The following is a 15,943-nucleotide window of genomic DNA, read 5'->3' on the forward strand; positions in this document are numbered from 1 at the left end:
GTGAAAAAGCCGACTATCTTAACGGAACACGGCCCCCCGCCCAAGGACTCTGACAAAAACTACTCCGTTTGAAGGGGCGATCGAAGTTTCAATCGACGGGTGGCGGGCACTTGCGAGTGTCGACTGGGTCACAGCTTGGCAAGCCTGCGCTCAAGTCGCCCTGGCACCCGCCGACAGCCTGTTGATCAGGAGAACAAACCTTATGCTGCCACCCATGCTGCCCGTCAGCGTTGTGCCGGTCACGTCACAACTCGATCCGGTGCGCCAGAAGCCGGATATTCCGCCCGTGGTGCCAGTACAACCGGGCTCCAATGAAAGTACGATCGATTTGAAAAAGGGCGATGCCGAGCAGTCGACCTTCCTGTTGCGCGAAGAACAACGTCGCCAGCAAGAGCAGCAAAAACGCCGGCGCGAAGCCGATGAAGACCCAGAGCAGCACCTGGCGATTCCGGGCGATCTGCTCAATGCCGACAACACCGTGCCGGTCATCCCGTTGATCGAGGATGCGCCGCGCCAGGGCTTGTGGGTGGACGTCGAGGTTTAATCGCGCAGTTGCCTTAGGGCGGCCAGCAGCCGTTCGATGTCCAGGTCATTGTTGAGCGGGCTGACGGAGATCCGCGCAACGCTGGTCAGGCCCCGGGCCTGCATATCCAGTGGGGTGTAGGCCACGCCGTTGGCGCCGATGTTGATGCGCTCCAACCCCAATCGCCGTTTGAGTTCAAACGCGTCCCAGCCGGCGAGGTTGAACGCGATCAAGCCTGAGTGATGGCTGCCCAGGTCGTGCAGGGAAATGCCCTGGATCTTGCGCAAGCCTTCGCGGATTCGCTGGCTGGTGTGTGCGACCTGTTCCCACACCTGTTCGATACCCAGCCGATTCATCTCCTGCAACGCATTGCCTAACCCGGCCAACAACGCGAAGGATGCTTCGCTGGTTTCAAAGCGCCGGGCGTCGTTGCGCAGGTCGAAACCATCGGCGGTCCAGGGCGCGGAAAACACATCGCGCTGGGCCGGGTTCAAGTGCTGCACAAATGCCGGCCGTACATACAGCAGCGCCGTACCCCGTGGCCCGCGCAAGTGCTTGCGGCCGGCCGACTTGAGCACATCGCAGTGCAGCGCCTGCACATCCACCGGCACCTGGCCGACCGCTTGGCCAGCATCGATGAAGTAAGGGATGGCGTGACGCCTGGCCACTTCGCCGATGGCCTGGGCAGGGTTGATCAGCCCGCCGTTGGCCGGCAGCCAAGTGAGGTCGATCAGCTTTACCCGAGTGTCGAGCATCGCCTCCAGCGCCTGCGGGCATGTGGCGCCGGTGGCATCGCAGGGGATGACTTCCACGCGGGCGCCGGCCTCTACGGCAACTTGCATGCTCGCCAAGTTGCCGCCCCATTCGTGGCGGCCCACCAGGATGCGATCGCCGGGCCGCCAGGGGCCCAAGGCCTGGAAGGCCATGTTCCAGGCGGCCGACCCGCTGCTGGCAAACGCAATCGAGGTGGCAGGGGCATTGAGCAATTGTCCGGCGGCGCGGCGGGCTTTCTCAACAAGCACGGCACCATACTCGCCCGCTTCCATCGGGCCGTCTCGGGCTTCGCGGTGCAGTTGCTCGATGATTGCGTCGAGGGTCGCCTGGCTGGGCAGGGAGGCGCCGGCGTGGTTGAAGTGCACCAGGCCCGACTGAAGGCCGGGGGTTTCATCCCGCAGTGGCTGGACGTGCAGCGGGCTCATGGCCGCAGCTCGAAAATCGCGTCAACCTCCACCGCCACACCGGCCGGCAGGCTGGAAACACCGACGGCGGTGCGCACATGCCGGCCTTTGTCGCCCAGGGCGTTGACCAGCAGGTTGGAGGCGCCATTGGCGACCGCGCTTTGTTGGGTGAAGTCGGCGCTGCTGGCGATAAACACTCCCAGGCGCAGGGTGCGCACCAGGCGTGAAAGGTCATCCCCCAAGGCATCGCTCAACTGGCCTAGCAGGCCGAGCGCGGCCAGTTCTGCGGCCTGGGTGCCTTCTGCTGCGCTGAGGGCTTCACCGACGCGGCCCACGTAGGCCGGCTTGCCGTCCACCAGCGGAATTTGCCCGGAGACAAACAGCTGGTTCTGGCTGATGACATGGTTGATGTAGTTGGCCGCCGGCTGGCTGGGAGTGGGCAGGGTCAGGCCGAGGGCTTGGACGCGTTGGCGCAGGGAGTCGCTCATGATCAATCCTCAAGGTTGGAGGCTTGAGCATGTTGGCTTGCGCGATGGGCGACAAACGGATAGATCTCACGGGACGTATCGAAAAAACTCACGCGTCGCGGCAGGCTTCCTGCAACCATTGGCTGAAACATTGCGCCGCTTCACGGGCAGTGCCTTGGGGCGCGATCAGCCAGTAGCCGATGTCGCTGTGGTAGGGCGGCCAATCGAAGGCGGGCACCAGGCTGCCGTCCTTGAGCCTGCGCTCGATCAGGCGATGACGACCCATGGCGATGCCCTGACCGGCCACGGCGGCTTCGACCACGATGTTGTAGTCGTGCAGCATCACGCGAGGGTGGCTGGCGAGGTCGATGTGATAGTGCTCGGACCAATCGGTCCATTCGAACGGGCGGTGGGAGGTGGCCATCAGCAGCGGGCTGTCATGCCGTGCCTTGAACGAGGGGCTGCACACCGGCATGAGCACTTCCGACATCAACCGTGTGGCCTGCACGTCTGGCCAGTCACCCTTGCCGTATCGAATGGCCAGGTCGACCTCGGCACCCGCCACGTTTGCCAATTGAATTGCGGGTACCAGTTCCACCTGGATATGGGGGAAGCGGTTGAGAAACCCGGCCAGGCGCGGGGCCAGCCACAACGTGGCAAAGGAGGCCAGCAGGCCGATGCGCAATACGGTGGTGCTTGGCGCTACCCGTTGGGTGAGGGTTGCGGCCGCGATGGCATCCAGGGCAGGGCGGATCTCATCGTAATATCGCTGGCCGTCGACGGTCAGGTCTATGGCGCGGGTGCGTCGGATAAACAACGGCTTGCCCAGGTGCTGCTCAAGCTTTTGCACCTGGTGGCTCAATGCGCTTTGAGTCACCGACAACTCGCTGGCCGCCTTGATAAAACTCAAGTGCCGCGCCACGGCTTCAAAGGCACGCAAGGCCAGCAACGGCGGAAGGTCCTTGTGCAGTGCCACCTGATCGCGTCTCCAGTGCCTGGGAAAGTGCCGATTTTGGGCGATGGCCTGCATTTTGTCGCCCGCTGATTTGCGGTGAGGCGGGGCAGGCCGCATTATTGAGCCATTCCCGCCAAGAAGTACGCCAAGCCATGAGTGATGACGACAAGCTGATCGACCTGAATGCCGAACGGGCCAAACGTGTCCATGATCTCAACGACAAGCGCTTGAATGAAGTGCGCCAGGCATTTGAACAGGCAATGCCCCTGGGCAAAGTTAAGAAAAAACCCAAGAACAAACCGAAAAAGCGTTAAAACGACCTGCATTCTTTGATGCAGGTCAGTTATTGCCCTTCTTTACGCCCCGTTGTGGGCGACATTGATCCCCGTCAATTTTTCAATACGCCTTCTCCATTAACTTAGCCCTATCGCAACAGGGCAAGTGCAGGAGGCCGGTCATGTTTATCGATAATGTGGTGTTTGCCGGAGTGCTGACGGTCAGCCTCATGGTGGTGTTTTTTGCAGGGTTTGGACTTTTTATCTGGAAAGACGCGAATAAGCGTAAAAAACCCTAAGTCTTTCCGGGTTACATGAGCACGCAAGGCATTTTGGGCGACTTCGGTCGCCCTTTTTTTTGGCCACGATTTAATAAACAACCCAAATGCAAATGTGGGAGGGGCGGTGCGACGATTCGACTTGCCCCCGATAGCAGACTGTCAGTCACTGTATTAGGTGACTGATACATCGCTATCGGGGGCAAGCCCCCTCCTACATTTGGTTTTATTGCAGGTGGCTTATCAGCTACCCAGCGCCTTCGACGCCAACCAGAACAAACCGGCCGACAGGCCCACGGTGGCTGGCAGGGTAAGGACCCAGGCCATCAGGATGGTCTTGACGGTGCCACCTTGCAGGCCGCTCTTGTTGGCGACCATGGTACCGGCCACACCCGAGGACAGTACGTGGGTGGTCGATACCGGCAAGCTGAAGATGTTGGCCAGGCCAATCATGCTCGCGGTGGTGATCTGTGCCGACATGCCTTGGGCATAGGTCATGCCCTGCTTGCCGATCTTCTCGCCAATGGTCAGTACCACGCGCTTCCAGCCGACCATGGTGCCCAGGCCCAGGGCCAGTGCCACGGCGAGGATCACCCAGAACGGGGCGTACTCGGTGGTGGCGGTCAGGTCTTTGCGCAGCTTGTCCAGGTCTGACTTCTCACGCGCTTCCAGGCCCGGCAGCTTGCCGACCTTTTTCGCGGTGTCGTCCAGGCACAGCAGGTAGCGACGCACTTCGATGCGGTGGTCAGCGGTCAGCGAATGGTAGTCGGAGACACCTTTCAATGTGCTCAGCAGCGCTTCGATAGTCGGCTCGGTCTGTTGCGGGTTGCACTGGAACTTGCCCGGCAGGTCGTTCTTCACGCTCTTGCCCAGGGCCAGGAACTCACCGAGGGTCTCGTGGTTGCGCTGGTAGAACTGGTTCAGGTGCAGGGTTGCATCGCGGGTACGTTCGATCTGGTAGGTGGTGCTGCCCAGGTCGAGCACGAACTGCGCCGGCACGATGCCGATCAGCACCAGCATGATCAGGCCGATGCCTTTCTGGCCATCGTTGGAGCCGTGCACGAAGCTTACGGCCATCGCCGAAATCACCAGTACCAGGCGGTTCCAGAACGGCGGGTGCTTCTTGTCGTCAAGCTTGCGGCGCTGGTCTGGAGTCTTGTGCATCTTTGACAGTGGGCGCCACCATTTCAGGCCGATCAGCACCAGGGCCGCCACCAGGAAACCGGCCATCGGCGAGAACACCAGGGAGGCGCCGATATCGATCGCCTTCTGCCAGTTCACACCGTCAGCCAGGGGGATATCGTTGATCAGGGCGTTGGCCAGGCCCACGCCGAGGATCGAGCCGATCAGGGTGTGGGAGCTGGAAGCCGGGATACCGAAGTACCAGGTGCCCAGGTTCCAGGTGATCGCCGCTGCCAAGAGCGAGAAGACCATGGCCAGGCCGTGGCCGGTGTTCACATTGATCAACAACTCCACGGGCAGCAGGTGCACGATGGCGTAGGCGACACCCACACCCCCGAGCAACACGCCGAGGAAGTTGAACACCCCGGAGAAGAACACGGCCAGGTGCGGCGGCATGGCTTTGGTATAGATGACTGTGGCCACCGCGTTAGCGGTGTCATGAAAGCCATTGATGAACTCGAAGGCGAGGACAAAGGCCAGGGCGAGCAACAGGCTCACTAGAACCCAAGCATCCAGTCCGCTGAATAAATCGATCATGAAGGTTTTCTGACCCGGTCGTAAGGGGGCGCGATTATGCCAGAAAACCTCAGTAATCGATGCACTAGCTGCTCACCGGTAACAATCTTCGTCGAAAAAATCGCGGGGACAGGCGTGCATCCCAGGGTTTTCGGGGCTTTGGCAAGTCTTTGATTTATAAAGCGCAGGGGCGATCGGGCGGGGAATTGTCACTAAAACGTCATGCCTGAAACATTTGTATGAAATTTTACTGACATCTGTAGGGTGTAAGCTGGCCGGCTGCTAGCAATGCGCCAGCAGCCAGGGCCGGACCTTGAGGCTCAAACCGGGTCGCTTATGGCTCCTCGGCTTTGAGCTCCTGTTCTATCTTTTGGATTTCCTGGGCAAACGCCTGGTCAAGCAGGCTGGCTCGCTTGCGCCATGGTTTGCGTTCAGGTTCAGGCTGGGCGGCGTAGGTGGTGACTTCCCCGCCGTAAACGTCCTTGTAACGTTGCTCCTGGCGCTCAAGTTCCGCGCGCAGTTCATCTTTCGTCACATTGTTACCTAATTGAGTTGAGTGTCATTACGTTGCAGCGTTATGCCTGAATGCCGCCCTCAAGCGGTTTAAAGTTGAACCCGCAAAGCGTTCAAGTTTGAACTCGGCACGAGAGACCAGGTGTTATTGCAATCATTCAAGGCAGGTAGTTGCGACCTTTCATGCACCGCCTGTGCATGACGTGGCGAGCTCTGATCCCGATATTGAAACCGGACTGACCTGCGCACAGGTTGCATTATAGCGGCGCATTTGAATAACACTATCGGCATAAAGTTAAAAAGCGTCAACTTCGTGTAAGGGTTTTGTTGCACAGCAATGTCAGTCTTTGCTGAAATTCTGGCGCCATAAATGCCATCGATATATCGGGCGTTATAAGGGCGCACTAACATTGCGCAATTGGTACCGGCCGCCTGGGCGAAAATTGCGATTATCGGATGAGTGTTCGATAATCGCCCATTGTTGCGAGCATTGCCTTGTGCGCCCCGGCCTGTGGGGCTTGTAATAGCTGGCAAATCTCCCTTTGCGGCGACAATAAGAAAAGGATCCCGTCATGAACGATCAATTGCGCAACTCCTTCGCGTCAGTGGCGCCGCCGATCGTTGCCTCTGCGGCCAAGCGGATCCAGGCATTTACCGGCGATCCGGACTTCATGACCTCCCTGGCCCGTGGCCTGGCCGTGGTGCAGGCGTTCCAGGAGCGCAAGCGTCACCTCACCATTGCGCAGATCAGCCATCGCACCGAAATTCCCCGCGCTGCCGTACGCCGCTGCCTGCACACCCTGATCAAACTGGGCTACGCCACCACCGATGGGCGTACCTATTCGCTGCTGCCCAAGGTACTCACCCTGGGCCACGCGTACTTGTCGTCCACGCCCTTGGCCGTATCGGCCCAACCTTATCTGGACCGCATGAGCGAGCAACTGCACGAGGCCTGCAACATGGCCACCCTCGAAGGCGACGACATCCTCTATATCGCCCGTTCAGCCACCACCCAGCGTCTGATTTCCGTAGACCTGTCGGTGGGCGGGCGCCTGCCGGCCTATTGCACCTCCATGGGCCGCATTCTGCTGGCGGCACTGGACGACGCCTCGCTGCAGGATTACCTCGACCACGCCGAGCTGCACACCAAGACCAGCCGCACCCTGACTACGCCCCAGGCGTTGTTCGAATGCCTGCAGCAAGTGCGTCAGCAAGGCTGGTGCATCGTCGACCAGGAACTGGAGCAAGGCCTGCGCTCCATTGCCGTGCCGGTGTATGACGCGTCCGGCCAGGTGCTGGCGGCCCTCAACGTCAGCACCCACGCCGGGCGGGTCAGCCGCAGTGAACTGGAGCAGCGCTTCCTGCCCAGCATGCTCAGCGCCAGCCGCGAGTTGAGTGCGCAGTTGTTTGCCTAAGGTGTTCGGTGACCGCACAGATCCCGGTTTGATGAATTGACGGTATTTCCCCAGGCTTATTAATGTGCGGCAGCGCCCTGAGCACTGTGCGCAATAATAATGACGACCCCAGGTCGTCCGCCCGCCATCGGTGTGGAAATAACAATAATGAATCAGACCTCAGTCGGTACAACCCTGGACGTGCAGTCCTTTATCAATGCCCAGCCACTGTCGCGTTATCAATGGCGTGTGGTGATTCTGTGTTTCCTGATTGTCTTCCTCGATGGCCTCGACACCGCCGCCATGGGCTTTATCGCACCTGCGCTGTCCCAGGACTGGGGCATCGACCGCGCCAGCCTGGGCCCGGTGATGAGCGCCGCGTTGATCGGCATGGTTTTCGGCGCATTGGGGTCCGGCCCGTTGGCGGACCGTTTTGGGCGCAAAGTTGTGCTGGTGGGTGCGGTGGTGCTGTTTGGCGCGTTCAGCCTGGCTTCGGCCTACAGCACCAACGTCGATCAACTGCTGGTGTTGCGCTTCCTCACCGGGCTGGGCCTGGGGGCCGGCATGCCGAATGCCACGACCTTGCTGTCCGAATACACCCCGGAACGCCACAAATCGCTGTTGGTGACCAGCATGTTCTGCGGCTTCAACCTGGGCATGGCCGGCGGTGGTTTTATCTCGGCCAAACTGATTCCGGCCTTCGGCTGGCACGCCTTGTTGATGATCGGCGGCATCCTGCCATTGATCCTGGCGCTGGTGCTGGTGGTATGGCTGCCGGAGTCGGCGCGTTACCTGGTGGTGCACAATCGCGGCGCCGACAAGGTGCGCAAGACCCTCTCACCCATCGACCCGGCCACTGTCGCCCAAGCCACCGCGTTCAGCGTGCCCGAGCAAAAAACCGTGAAGGCCCGCAATGTGTTTGCGGTGATCTTCTCCGGTACCTATAGCGCCGGCACCTTGCTGCTGTGGCTCACCTACTTCATGGGCCTGGTGATTGTGTACCTGCTCACCAGTTGGCTACCCACCTTGATGCGCGACAGCGGTGCCAGCATGGAACAGGCCGCGTTTATCGGCGCGCTGTTCCAGTTTGGCGGCGTGTTGAGCGCCGTGGGGGTGGGTTGGGCGATGGACCGGTTCAACCCCCACAAGGTTATCGGCACGTTCTACCTGCTGGCGGGGGTGTTTGCCTACGCAGTGGGGCAGAGCCTGGGCAATATCACGTTGCTGGCAACCCTGGTGCTGATTGCCGGCATGTGCGTCAACGGTGCGCAATCGGCGATGCCGTCGCTGGCGGCGCGGTTCTACCCGACCCAAGGTCGGGCGACCGGCGTGTCATGGATGCTGGGCATCGGCCGCTTTGGCGCAATCCTTGGTGCGTGGATGGGCGCTACGTTGCTGGGCCTGGGCTGGAATTTCGAGCAGGTGCTGACGGCACTGGTGATTCCGGCGGCGTTGGCCACGGCGGCCGTGCTGATCAAAGGCATGGTCAGTCACGCCGATGCCACTTGAGGCCAGGTACAGGTAAGGCGTGTGGAAGCGAAGTTGGGGGAACATTGCGTTCGATAATCGAACACTGAGTCGATTATCGGATTGTTTGGCCCATTACCCCCGCTTAACCTTCAAGGCATCGCGGCGCCCCCCGGCGCCACTTTCGATCCACACCGGGAGCCTGACCCCATGGCTGAAATCCTCGCGCTGCGTGATGCGGTAAAGCACTTCGTGAACGACGGCGATACCGTTGCGCTGGAAGGCTTCACCCACCTGATCCCTGCGGCAGCGGGTCATGAAATCATTCGTCAGGGCAAGAAAGACCTGACGCTGGTGCGTATGACTCCCGACCTGGTCTACGACCAGTTGATCGGTGCCGGCTGCGCCCGCAAGTTGATTTTCTCCTGGGGCGGTAACCCAGGCGTGGGTTCCCTGCATCGCCTGCGTGATGCGGTCGAGAAGCACTGGCCGCAACCGCTGGAGATCGAAGAACACAGCCACGCCGACCTGGCCAATGCCTATGTTGCCGGTGCCTCCGGTTTGCCGTTCGCGGTGTTGCGTGCCTACGCCGGCTCCGACCTGCCTAAGGTCAACCCGCTGATCAAGACCCTAACGTGCCCGTTTACCGGCGAAGTGCTGGCGGCGGTGCCCTCGGTGCGCCCGGACGTCACCGTGATCCATGCGCAAAAGGCCGACCGCAAGGGCAACGTGTTGCTGTGGGGCATCCTTGGCGTGCAGAAGGAAGCGGCCCTGGCGGCCAAGCGTTGCATCGTCACCGTCGAAGAAATCGTCGATGACTTGAATGCACCCATGAACAGCTGCGTGCTGCCGACCTGGGCCCTGACTGCGGTGTGCCATGTGCCCGGTGGCGCACACCCGTCCTACGCCCACGGCTACAACGAACGGGATAACCGCTTCTACCAGGCGTGGGACCCCATCGCCCGCGACCGTGGGACCTTTACCGCCTGGATCGACGAATACATCCACGGCACCGCTGACTTCAGTGAATTCCAGGCCAAGCTGGCCACCGCACAGGGGGCCCGGTCATGACGTACTCCACCAACGAAATGATGACCGTGGCCGCCGCGCGCCGCCTCAAGAATGGCGCAGTCTGCTTTGTGGGCATCGGCCTGCCGTCCAAGGCCGCCAACCTGGCGCGCCTCACATCGTCGCCGGACGTGGTGCTGATCTACGAGTCCGGCCCCATTGGCGCCAAGCCATCGGTACTGCCGCTGTCCATCGGGGATGGCGAGCTGGCGGAAACTGCCGACACGGTGGTGCCCACCGCTGAGATTTTCCGCTACTGGCTGCAAGGCGGGCGCATCGACGTGGGGTTCCTCGGCGCCGCCCAGGTCGACCGTTTCGGCAATATCAACACCACCGTGGTCGGTGATTACCACCAGCCCAACGTGCGCTTGCCGGGTGCCGGTGGCGCGCCGGAAATTGCCGGCTCGGCCAAGAGCGTGTTGATCATCCTCAAGCAGTCCGCCCGTTCGTTTGTGGACAGGCTGGACTTCATCACGTCGGTCGGCCATGGCGAGGGCGGCGATTCGCGCAAGCGCCTCGGCCTTCCGGGCGCAGGTCCCGTAGGGATTATTACCGACCTGTGCATCATGGAGCCGGAAGAGGGCACCCATGAATTCGTGGTCACCGCGCTGCACCCCGGCGTGACCCGTGAACAGGTGGTGGCGGCCACCGGTTGGGCAATTCGTTTTGCCGACCAGGTCGACACCACTGCCGAACCCACTGATGCAGAGCTGACCGCTCTGCGCGACCTTGAAGCCCGTACGGCGGCGGCCCATGGCCAAGCGCCGGGAGAAGCCTGATGCGTGAAGTATTTATCTGTGATGCCATTCGTACCCCCATCGGCCGTTTCGGCGGTGGCCTGTCCACCGTGCGCGCCGATGACCTGGCGGCATTGCCGATCAAAGCCTTGATCGAACGTAACCCTGGAGTGGACTGGAGCGCGGTGGATGAAGTGTTCTTCGGCTGCGCCAACCAGGCGGGCGAAGACAACCGCAACGTCGCACGCATGGCACTGTTGCTGGCGGGCCTGCCCGAAAGCATTCCCGGCGTGACCCTCAACCGTCTGTGCGCCTCGGGCATGGACGCCATCGGTACGGCCTTCCGCGCCATTGCCAGCGGTGAAATGGAGCTGGCGATTGCCGGTGGCGTCGAGTCGATGTCCCGCGCGCCGTTCGTGATGGGCAAGGCTGATGCGGCGTTCTCGCGCAACATGAAGCTGGAAGACACCACCATCGGCTGGCGTTTTATCAACCCGTTGATGAAGGCCCAGTACGGCGTGGATGCCATGCCACAGACCGCCGACAACGTTGCCGATGACTACAACGTGTCCCGCGCCGACCAGGACGCCTTCGCCCTGCGTAGCCAGCAACGCACTGCCGCCGCCCAAGCTGCCGGGTATTTCGCCGAGGAAATCGTGCCAGTGCGCGTCGCCCATAAAAAAGGCGAGACCGTGGTCGAGCATGATGAACACCCACGGGCCGACACCACCCTGGAAGCCCTGACCAAACTCAAGCCGGTCAACGGCCCGGACAAAACCGTTACCGCCGGCAATGCCTCGGGCGTGAATGACGGTGCGGCGGCACTGATCCTGGCGTCTGCCGAAGCGGTCAAGAAACATGGCCTTACTGCCCGCGCTCGCGTATTGGGCATGGCCAGCGCCGGTGTGGCGCCGCGTGTAATGGGCATCGGCCCGGTGCCGGCGGTACGCAAACTGGTGGAGCGCCTGGGCCTGGCCGTTACCGACTTTGATGTGATCGAACTCAACGAAGCCTTCGCCAGCCAAGGCCTGGCCGTGCTGCGTGAACTGGGCATCGCCGACGACGCCCCGCAGGTCAACCCCAACGGTGGCGCCATTGCCCTCGGCCATCCCCTGGGCATGAGTGGCGCGCGGCTGGTGCTGACGGCCCTGCATCAACTGGAAAAAACCGGCGGCAGCAAAGGCCTGGCGACCATGTGCGTGGGCGTCGGCCAAGGCTTGGCCCTGGCGATTGAACGTATCTAATAAGAGAGGACTGCACCATGAGTGACAAGCCTGGATACCGGCGCCCGCAAGCGGGCACTCAACCTGATTACCTGCACCCGGCCTATCAGTCGACGAACCTGCGTTCGCCGTCCCAGCCGTTGGTGTTCCTGCCCCATTCCCTGTCCGAAATTACCGGCCCGACGGTGGGCGCCGAGCGGGTCAACGAGAAGGACAATGACCTCACCGCCCAGCATGAAGGCGAGCCCCAGGGCGAACGCATTATCGTGCATGGCCGTGTCCTCGACGAAAACGGCCTGCCAGTGCCGGGGATTCTGGTGGAGATCTGGCAGGCCAACGCCGCCGGCCGCTACAACCACAAGCGCGACCTGCATGATGCACCGCTGGACCCAAATTTCACCGGCACCGGTCGCACCGTCACCGACGCCGAGGGTTGGTACCAGTTCCAGACCATCAAGCCTGGCGCCTACCCCTGGGGCAACCACCACAACGCGTGGCGCCCGGCCCATATCCACTTTTCGCTGTTCGGCCCCAGCGTGCTCACGCGGCTGGTGACGCAGATGTACTTCCCCGGTGACCCGCTGTTGCAGTACGACCCGATCTACAACTGCGTGCCCGATACCCGCGCCAAGGAGCGTTTGATCGCCAGTTTCGATCTGGAAAAAACCATTCCTTCCTATGCCCTCGGCTACCGCTGGGACATCGTCCTGCGCGGCCGCGACGCCACGCCGATGGAGAAATGAAATGACCCTCAACGCGACCACGTCCCACACCGTCGGGCCGTATTACCACATTGGCCTGACCTGGCTGAACCGCGAAGACCTGACCACCGCCGCCACCTTGGGCGAGCGCGTGGCCATCAGCGGGCAAGTGGTGGATGGCAACGGTGATGTCGTCAACGACGCCATGCTGGAAGTCTGGCAGGCCAACGCCGCCGGCAAATACGACCACCCGGAAGACGAACAGGACAAAGCCCTGGACCCCAGCTTCGAAGGCTTTGGCCGGGTGCCGGTGGATGGGGAAGGGCGGTTTCGCTTTACCACCATCAAGCCGGGTGCCGTGCCAGGCCTGAAGGGCACCACGCAGGCGCCGCACCTGGTGGTGCTGGTGTTTGCACGGGGCCTGGTAAAGCACCTGCTGACGCGGATTTACTTTGATGGCGAGGCGCTGAATGGGAATGACCCGTTGCTGGCGTGTGTGCCTGCCGAGCGTCGCAGCACCTTGATTGCCAAGCGCGATGAGCAAGGTGTGTATCAGTGGAATGTGGTTTTGCAGGGGACTGAGCAGGAGACGGTGTTCTTCGATTATTGAGGTGGCCTTGAGGACGCCATCGGGGGCAAGCCCCCTCCCACATTTTGACCGCGCCGCCTATCAAGTGTGGGAGGGGGCTTGCTCCCGATGAGGCCCTCCCAAGCAATACACATCCAAAGGTCTTGTTGCGGAACGAGCTTGTTGCAAAGTATGTCTAGGCTATAACCGTTCCCACTGAGTAAAAACCATGACAACAACAACCAGTCACTACACCGGAGAAGAACGCCGCAAACGGATTTTTGCCATTGTCGGTGCATCCTCCGGCAACCTCGTCGAATGGTTCGACTTCTACGTCTATGCCTTCTGCGCCATTTACTTTGCCCCGGCGTTTTTTCCGTCGGACAACCCCACTGTCCAGTTGGTCAACACCGCCGGTGTATTCGCCGCCGGCTTCTTGATGCGCCCCATTGGTGGCTGGCTGTTTGGCCGGGTGGCCGACAAGCACGGGCGTAAAAACTCGATGATGATCTCGGTGCTCATGATGTGCGCCGGCTCCCTGGTCATCGCGTTCCTGCCCACTTACAAAGACATCGGCGTCTGGGCGCCGATCCTGCTGCTGGTCGCGCGTCTGTTCCAGGGCCTGTCCGTGGGCGGCGAATACGGCACCACCGCCACCTACATGAGTGAAGTGGCGCTCAAGGGCCAGCGCGGGTTCTTCGCCTCGTTCCAATACGTGACCCTGATCGGCGGGCAATTGCTGGCAGTGCTGGTAGTGGTGATCCTGCAACAGGTCCTCAGCGAAGAAGAACTGCGGGCCTGGGGCTGGCGCATTCCATTTGTGATCGGCGCCATTGCGGCGGTGATCTCCCTGTTGCTGCGTCGCACCCTCAAGGAAACCACCAGCAAGGAAATGCGCGAAGACAAGGACGCCGGCAGCATTGCCGCGCTGTTTCGCGACCACAAGGCGGCGTTCATCACGGTGCTGGGCTACACCGCCGGTGGCTCGCTGATTTTCTACACCTTTACCACCTACATGCAGAAGTACCTGGTCAACACCGTGGGCATGCACGCCAAGACCTCCAGTTACATCATGACTGGCGCGCTGTTCCTTTATATGTGCATGCAGCCGGTGTTCGGCATGCTGGCGGACAAGATCGGCCGCCGTAACTCGATGCTGTGGTTCGCTGGCCTGGGGACGCTGTTCACGGTGCCGATCCTGCTGACCCTCAAAACCGTCAGCAGCCCGTTCCTGGCCTTTGTGCTGATCACCCTGGCCTTGGCGATTGTGAGCTTCTACACCTCCATCAGCGGCCTGGTGAAAGCCGAAATGTTTCCGCCTCAGGTGCGCGCCCTGGGTGTGGGCCTGGCGTATGCGGTGGCCAACGCGGTCTTTGGCGGCTCGGCGGAATTCGTTGCGCTGAGCCTCAAATCCATCGGCTTGGAAAACAGTTTCTATTGGTATGTCACGGCGATGATGGCAATCGCTTTCCTGTTCAGCTTGCGCTTGCCGAAACAGGCGGCGTATTTGCACCACGATCTGTAAGGGACGGTTATGACGCTGCGCACGAGCAACCAATTGTTCGACGCTTACTTCACGGCGGACAGCATGGCCGAGGTGTTCTGCGACCAGGGACGCCTGCAGGGCATGCTGGATTTCGAAGCGGGCCTGGCCCGCGCCGAGGCTCGGGTTGGGTTGATACCCCAGGCCGCCGTGGCGCCGATTGCCCAGGCCTGCCTGGCCTCGCTGTATGACGTGGACGCCCTGGGCGTGGCGATTGCCACGGCGGGGAATTCGGCGATTCCATTGGTCAAGGCCCTGGGCAAGTTGATCGCCAGCGAAGATGCCGAGGCCGAGCGCTATGTGCACCTGGGCGCTACCAGCCAGGATGTGATGGACACCGGGTTGGTACTACAACTGCGGCGGGCATTGGAATTGATTGAAACCGACCTGACGCGGCTGGGCGATATTCTTGCCGCCCAGGCCCAGCGTTACGCCGCAGTCCCGTTGGCGGGGCGTACTTGGTTGCAGCATGCGACGCCGGTCACGCTGGGGATGAAGATCGCCGGTTGGCTGGGGGCGGTGACCCGCAACCGACAGCGCCTTGCCGAACTGAAACCGCGCCTGCTGGTGCTGCAATTGGGCGGTGCGTCCGGCACCTTGGCGGCTCTCGGCGAGCAGGCGATGCCAGTGGCCGAAGCCTTGGCCGCAGAGTTGCAACTGGCCTTGCCCGAACAGCCCTGGCACACCCAACGGGATCGCCTGGTGGAGTGTGCCAGCGTCCTCGGTTTGATCGCCGGCAGCCTCGGTAAGTTGGGGCGTGACCTCAGCCTGTTGATGCAGACCGAAGCGGCCGAAGTCTTTGAACCGTCGGCACCGGGCAAGGGTGGTTCGTCCACCATGCCCCACAAACGCAACCCGGTGGGCGCTGCGGTGCTGATCAGCGCTGCGACCCGAGTCCCGGGCCTGGTGGCGACGATGTTCAGCGCCATGCCCCAGGAACACGAGCGCAGCCTGGGCCTGTGGCATGCCGAATGGGAAACCCTGCCGCAGATTTTCCGCCTGGTATCCGGTGCGTTGCAGCAGGCCTTGCTGGTGAGCGAAGGCTTGGAAGTGGACGCCGAACGCATGGGCCGCAACCTCGACCTGACCCAGGGCCTGGTATTGGCCGAAGCGGTGAGCATCGTGCTGGCCCAGCGTCTGGGGCGCGAGACGGCGCATCATCTGCTGGAGCAGTGCTGCAAACGGGCCGTTGCCGAGGAGCGCCACCTGCGTGCGGTCTTGGCGGATGAACCGCACATCACGGCCGAGTTGTCCGCCGCAGAACTTGACCACCTGCTTGACCCGGCCCATTACCTGGGCCAGGCCCAAACCTGGGTCAGCCGCGCTGTTACCGAACACTTTGCTTAAGGAGAAAC

The 15,943-nt window shown here is 61.6% G+C and carries 17 protein-coding genes; 12 read left to right on the top strand and 5 right to left on the bottom strand.

Annotation, left to right across the window (positions count from 1 at the left end; genetic code table 11):
* The first annotated feature begins 202 nt into the window (after positions 1 to 202).
* Positions 203 to 544 (top strand): aspartate-semialdehyde dehydrogenase, encoded by a 342-nt coding sequence (locus tag DYL59_RS04375; protein ID WP_105698657.1) that lies wholly within the window; start codon positions 203 to 205, stop codon positions 542 to 544.
* Here DYL59_RS04375 and DYL59_RS04380 read toward each other — a convergent pair.
* From DYL59_RS04380 to DYL59_RS04390, 3 genes are all read right to left on the bottom strand, one after another.
* Positions 541 to 1,722, bottom strand: coding sequence for an aminotransferase class V-fold PLP-dependent enzyme (locus tag DYL59_RS04380; protein ID WP_135288066.1), 1,182 nt, complete (start codon positions 1,720 to 1,722; stop codon positions 541 to 543). The two genes, DYL59_RS04375 and DYL59_RS04380, sit on opposite strands and share 4 nt — an antisense overlap.
* Complete coding sequence (locus DYL59_RS04385) at positions 1,719 to 2,189, bottom strand: RidA family protein (protein ID WP_135288067.1); 471 nt, start codon at positions 2,187 to 2,189, stop codon at positions 1,719 to 1,721. Before DYL59_RS04385 ends, DYL59_RS04380 begins: the two co-directional genes overlap by 4 nt.
* A gap of 88 nt (positions 2,190 to 2,277) precedes the next feature.
* A complete protein-coding gene (locus DYL59_RS04390; protein ID WP_135288068.1) occupies positions 2,278 to 3,144 on the bottom strand; it encodes a LysR substrate-binding domain-containing protein in 867 nt (288 codons plus the stop codon).
* Positions 3,145 to 3,275: 131 nt separating this feature from the next.
* Between DYL59_RS04390 and DYL59_RS31325 the strand changes: the two genes are divergently transcribed.
* Positions 3,276 to 3,437: a hypothetical protein gene (locus DYL59_RS31325; protein WP_017844811.1), complete on the top strand. Its 162-nt coding sequence runs from the start codon at positions 3,276 to 3,278 to the stop codon at positions 3,435 to 3,437.
* A gap of 143 nt (positions 3,438 to 3,580) precedes the next feature.
* Positions 3,581 to 3,697 (top strand): cytochrome c oxidase subunit CcoM, encoded by a 117-nt coding sequence (gene ccoM / locus DYL59_RS31910; protein WP_337678412.1) that lies wholly within the window; start codon positions 3,581 to 3,583, stop codon positions 3,695 to 3,697.
* Positions 3,698 to 3,919: 222 nt separating this feature from the next.
* On the opposite strand, the gene DYL59_RS04395 is transcribed toward ccoM, so the two are convergent.
* Complete coding sequence (locus DYL59_RS04395; RefSeq protein ID WP_135288069.1) at positions 3,920 to 5,395, bottom strand: inorganic phosphate transporter; 1,476 nt, start codon at positions 5,393 to 5,395, stop codon at positions 3,920 to 3,922.
* Positions 5,396 to 5,708: 313 nt separating this feature from the next.
* Positions 5,709 to 5,909, bottom strand: coding sequence for a hypothetical protein (locus DYL59_RS04400; RefSeq protein WP_003172389.1), 201 nt, complete (start codon positions 5,907 to 5,909; stop codon positions 5,709 to 5,711).
* Positions 5,910 to 6,459: 550 nt separating this feature from the next.
* On the opposite strand from DYL59_RS04400, the gene pcaR reads away from it, so the two are divergent.
* From pcaR to DYL59_RS04445, 9 genes are all read left to right on the top strand, one after another.
* Positions 6,460 to 7,302 carry a pca regulon transcriptional regulator PcaR gene (gene pcaR / locus DYL59_RS04405; RefSeq protein ID WP_135288070.1) on the top strand — a complete coding sequence of 281 codons (843 nt, stop codon included), beginning with the start codon at positions 6,460 to 6,462 and terminating at the stop codon, positions 7,300 to 7,302.
* A gap of 147 nt (positions 7,303 to 7,449) precedes the next feature.
* Complete coding sequence (gene pcaK / locus DYL59_RS04410; RefSeq protein ID WP_135288071.1) at positions 7,450 to 8,790, top strand: 4-hydroxybenzoate transporter PcaK; 1,341 nt, start codon at positions 7,450 to 7,452, stop codon at positions 8,788 to 8,790.
* Positions 8,791 to 8,958: 168 nt separating this feature from the next.
* Positions 8,959 to 9,819, top strand: coding sequence for a CoA transferase subunit A (locus DYL59_RS04415; protein WP_135288072.1), 861 nt, complete (start codon positions 8,959 to 8,961; stop codon positions 9,817 to 9,819).
* Positions 9,816 to 10,595 (top strand): CoA-transferase subunit beta, encoded by a 780-nt coding sequence (locus DYL59_RS04420; protein ID WP_135288073.1) that lies wholly within the window; start codon positions 9,816 to 9,818, stop codon positions 10,593 to 10,595. Before DYL59_RS04415 ends, DYL59_RS04420 begins: the two co-directional genes overlap by 4 nt.
* On the top strand, positions 10,592 to 11,797 hold the full coding sequence (gene pcaF / locus DYL59_RS04425) for a 3-oxoadipyl-CoA thiolase (protein ID WP_193557533.1): 1,206 nt from the start codon (positions 10,592 to 10,594) through the stop codon (positions 11,795 to 11,797). Before DYL59_RS04420 ends, pcaF begins: the two co-directional genes overlap by 4 nt.
* Before the next feature lie 17 nt (positions 11,798 to 11,814).
* Positions 11,815 to 12,519, top strand: a complete 705-nt coding sequence (gene pcaH / locus DYL59_RS04430; RefSeq protein WP_135288075.1) for a protocatechuate 3,4-dioxygenase subunit beta — start codon at positions 11,815 to 11,817, stop codon at positions 12,517 to 12,519.
* Between the two features lies 1 nt (position 12,520).
* A complete protein-coding gene (pcaG, locus tag DYL59_RS04435; RefSeq protein ID WP_135288076.1) occupies positions 12,521 to 13,087 on the top strand; it encodes a protocatechuate 3,4-dioxygenase subunit alpha in 567 nt (188 codons plus the stop codon).
* 187 nt (positions 13,088 to 13,274) lie between these two features.
* Positions 13,275 to 14,570, top strand: a complete 1,296-nt coding sequence (locus DYL59_RS04440; protein WP_135288077.1) for an MFS family transporter — start codon at positions 13,275 to 13,277, stop codon at positions 14,568 to 14,570.
* Positions 14,571 to 14,579: 9 nt separating this feature from the next.
* Positions 14,580 to 15,935 (top strand): 3-carboxy-cis,cis-muconate cycloisomerase, encoded by a 1,356-nt coding sequence (locus DYL59_RS04445; RefSeq protein WP_135288078.1) that lies wholly within the window; start codon positions 14,580 to 14,582, stop codon positions 15,933 to 15,935.
* The last annotated feature ends 8 nt before the right edge of the window (positions 15,936 to 15,943 follow it).

Origin of the sequence: Pseudomonas kairouanensis (assembly GCF_004682055.1) — a bacterium.
Classification (GTDB): domain Bacteria; phylum Pseudomonadota; class Gammaproteobacteria; order Pseudomonadales; family Pseudomonadaceae; genus Aquipseudomonas; species Aquipseudomonas kairouanensis.

Excerpts from the sequence above, each read along its gene's own strand:
- DYL59_RS04375 (WP_105698657.1), top strand. The coding sequence starts at position 203 with ATGCTGCCACCCATGCTGCCCGTCAGCGTTGTGCCGGTCACGTCACAA.
- DYL59_RS04380 (WP_135288066.1), bottom strand. The coding sequence starts at position 1,722 with ATGAGCCCGCTGCACGTCCAGCCACTGCGGGATGAAACCCCCGGCCTT.
- DYL59_RS04385 (WP_135288067.1), bottom strand. The coding sequence starts at position 2,189 with ATGAGCGACTCCCTGCGCCAACGCGTCCAAGCCCTCGGCCTGACCCTG.
- DYL59_RS31325 (WP_017844811.1), top strand. The coding sequence starts at position 3,276 with ATGAGTGATGACGACAAGCTGATCGACCTGAATGCCGAACGGGCCAAA.
- ccoM (WP_337678412.1), top strand. The coding sequence starts at position 3,581 with ATGTTTATCGATAATGTGGTGTTTGCCGGAGTGCTGACGGTCAGCCTC.
- DYL59_RS04395 (WP_135288069.1), bottom strand. The coding sequence starts at position 5,395 with ATGATCGATTTATTCAGCGGACTGGATGCTTGGGTTCTAGTGAGCCTG.
- pcaR (WP_135288070.1), top strand. The coding sequence starts at position 6,460 with ATGAACGATCAATTGCGCAACTCCTTCGCGTCAGTGGCGCCGCCGATC.
- pcaK (WP_135288071.1), top strand. The coding sequence starts at position 7,450 with ATGAATCAGACCTCAGTCGGTACAACCCTGGACGTGCAGTCCTTTATC.
- DYL59_RS04415 (WP_135288072.1), top strand. The coding sequence starts at position 8,959 with ATGGCTGAAATCCTCGCGCTGCGTGATGCGGTAAAGCACTTCGTGAAC.
- DYL59_RS04420 (WP_135288073.1), top strand. The coding sequence starts at position 9,816 with ATGACGTACTCCACCAACGAAATGATGACCGTGGCCGCCGCGCGCCGC.
- pcaH (WP_135288075.1), top strand. The coding sequence starts at position 11,815 with ATGAGTGACAAGCCTGGATACCGGCGCCCGCAAGCGGGCACTCAACCT.
- pcaG (WP_135288076.1), top strand. The coding sequence starts at position 12,521 with ATGACCCTCAACGCGACCACGTCCCACACCGTCGGGCCGTATTACCAC.
- DYL59_RS04440 (WP_135288077.1), top strand. The coding sequence starts at position 13,275 with ATGACAACAACAACCAGTCACTACACCGGAGAAGAACGCCGCAAACGG.
- DYL59_RS04445 (WP_135288078.1), top strand. The coding sequence starts at position 14,580 with ATGACGCTGCGCACGAGCAACCAATTGTTCGACGCTTACTTCACGGCG.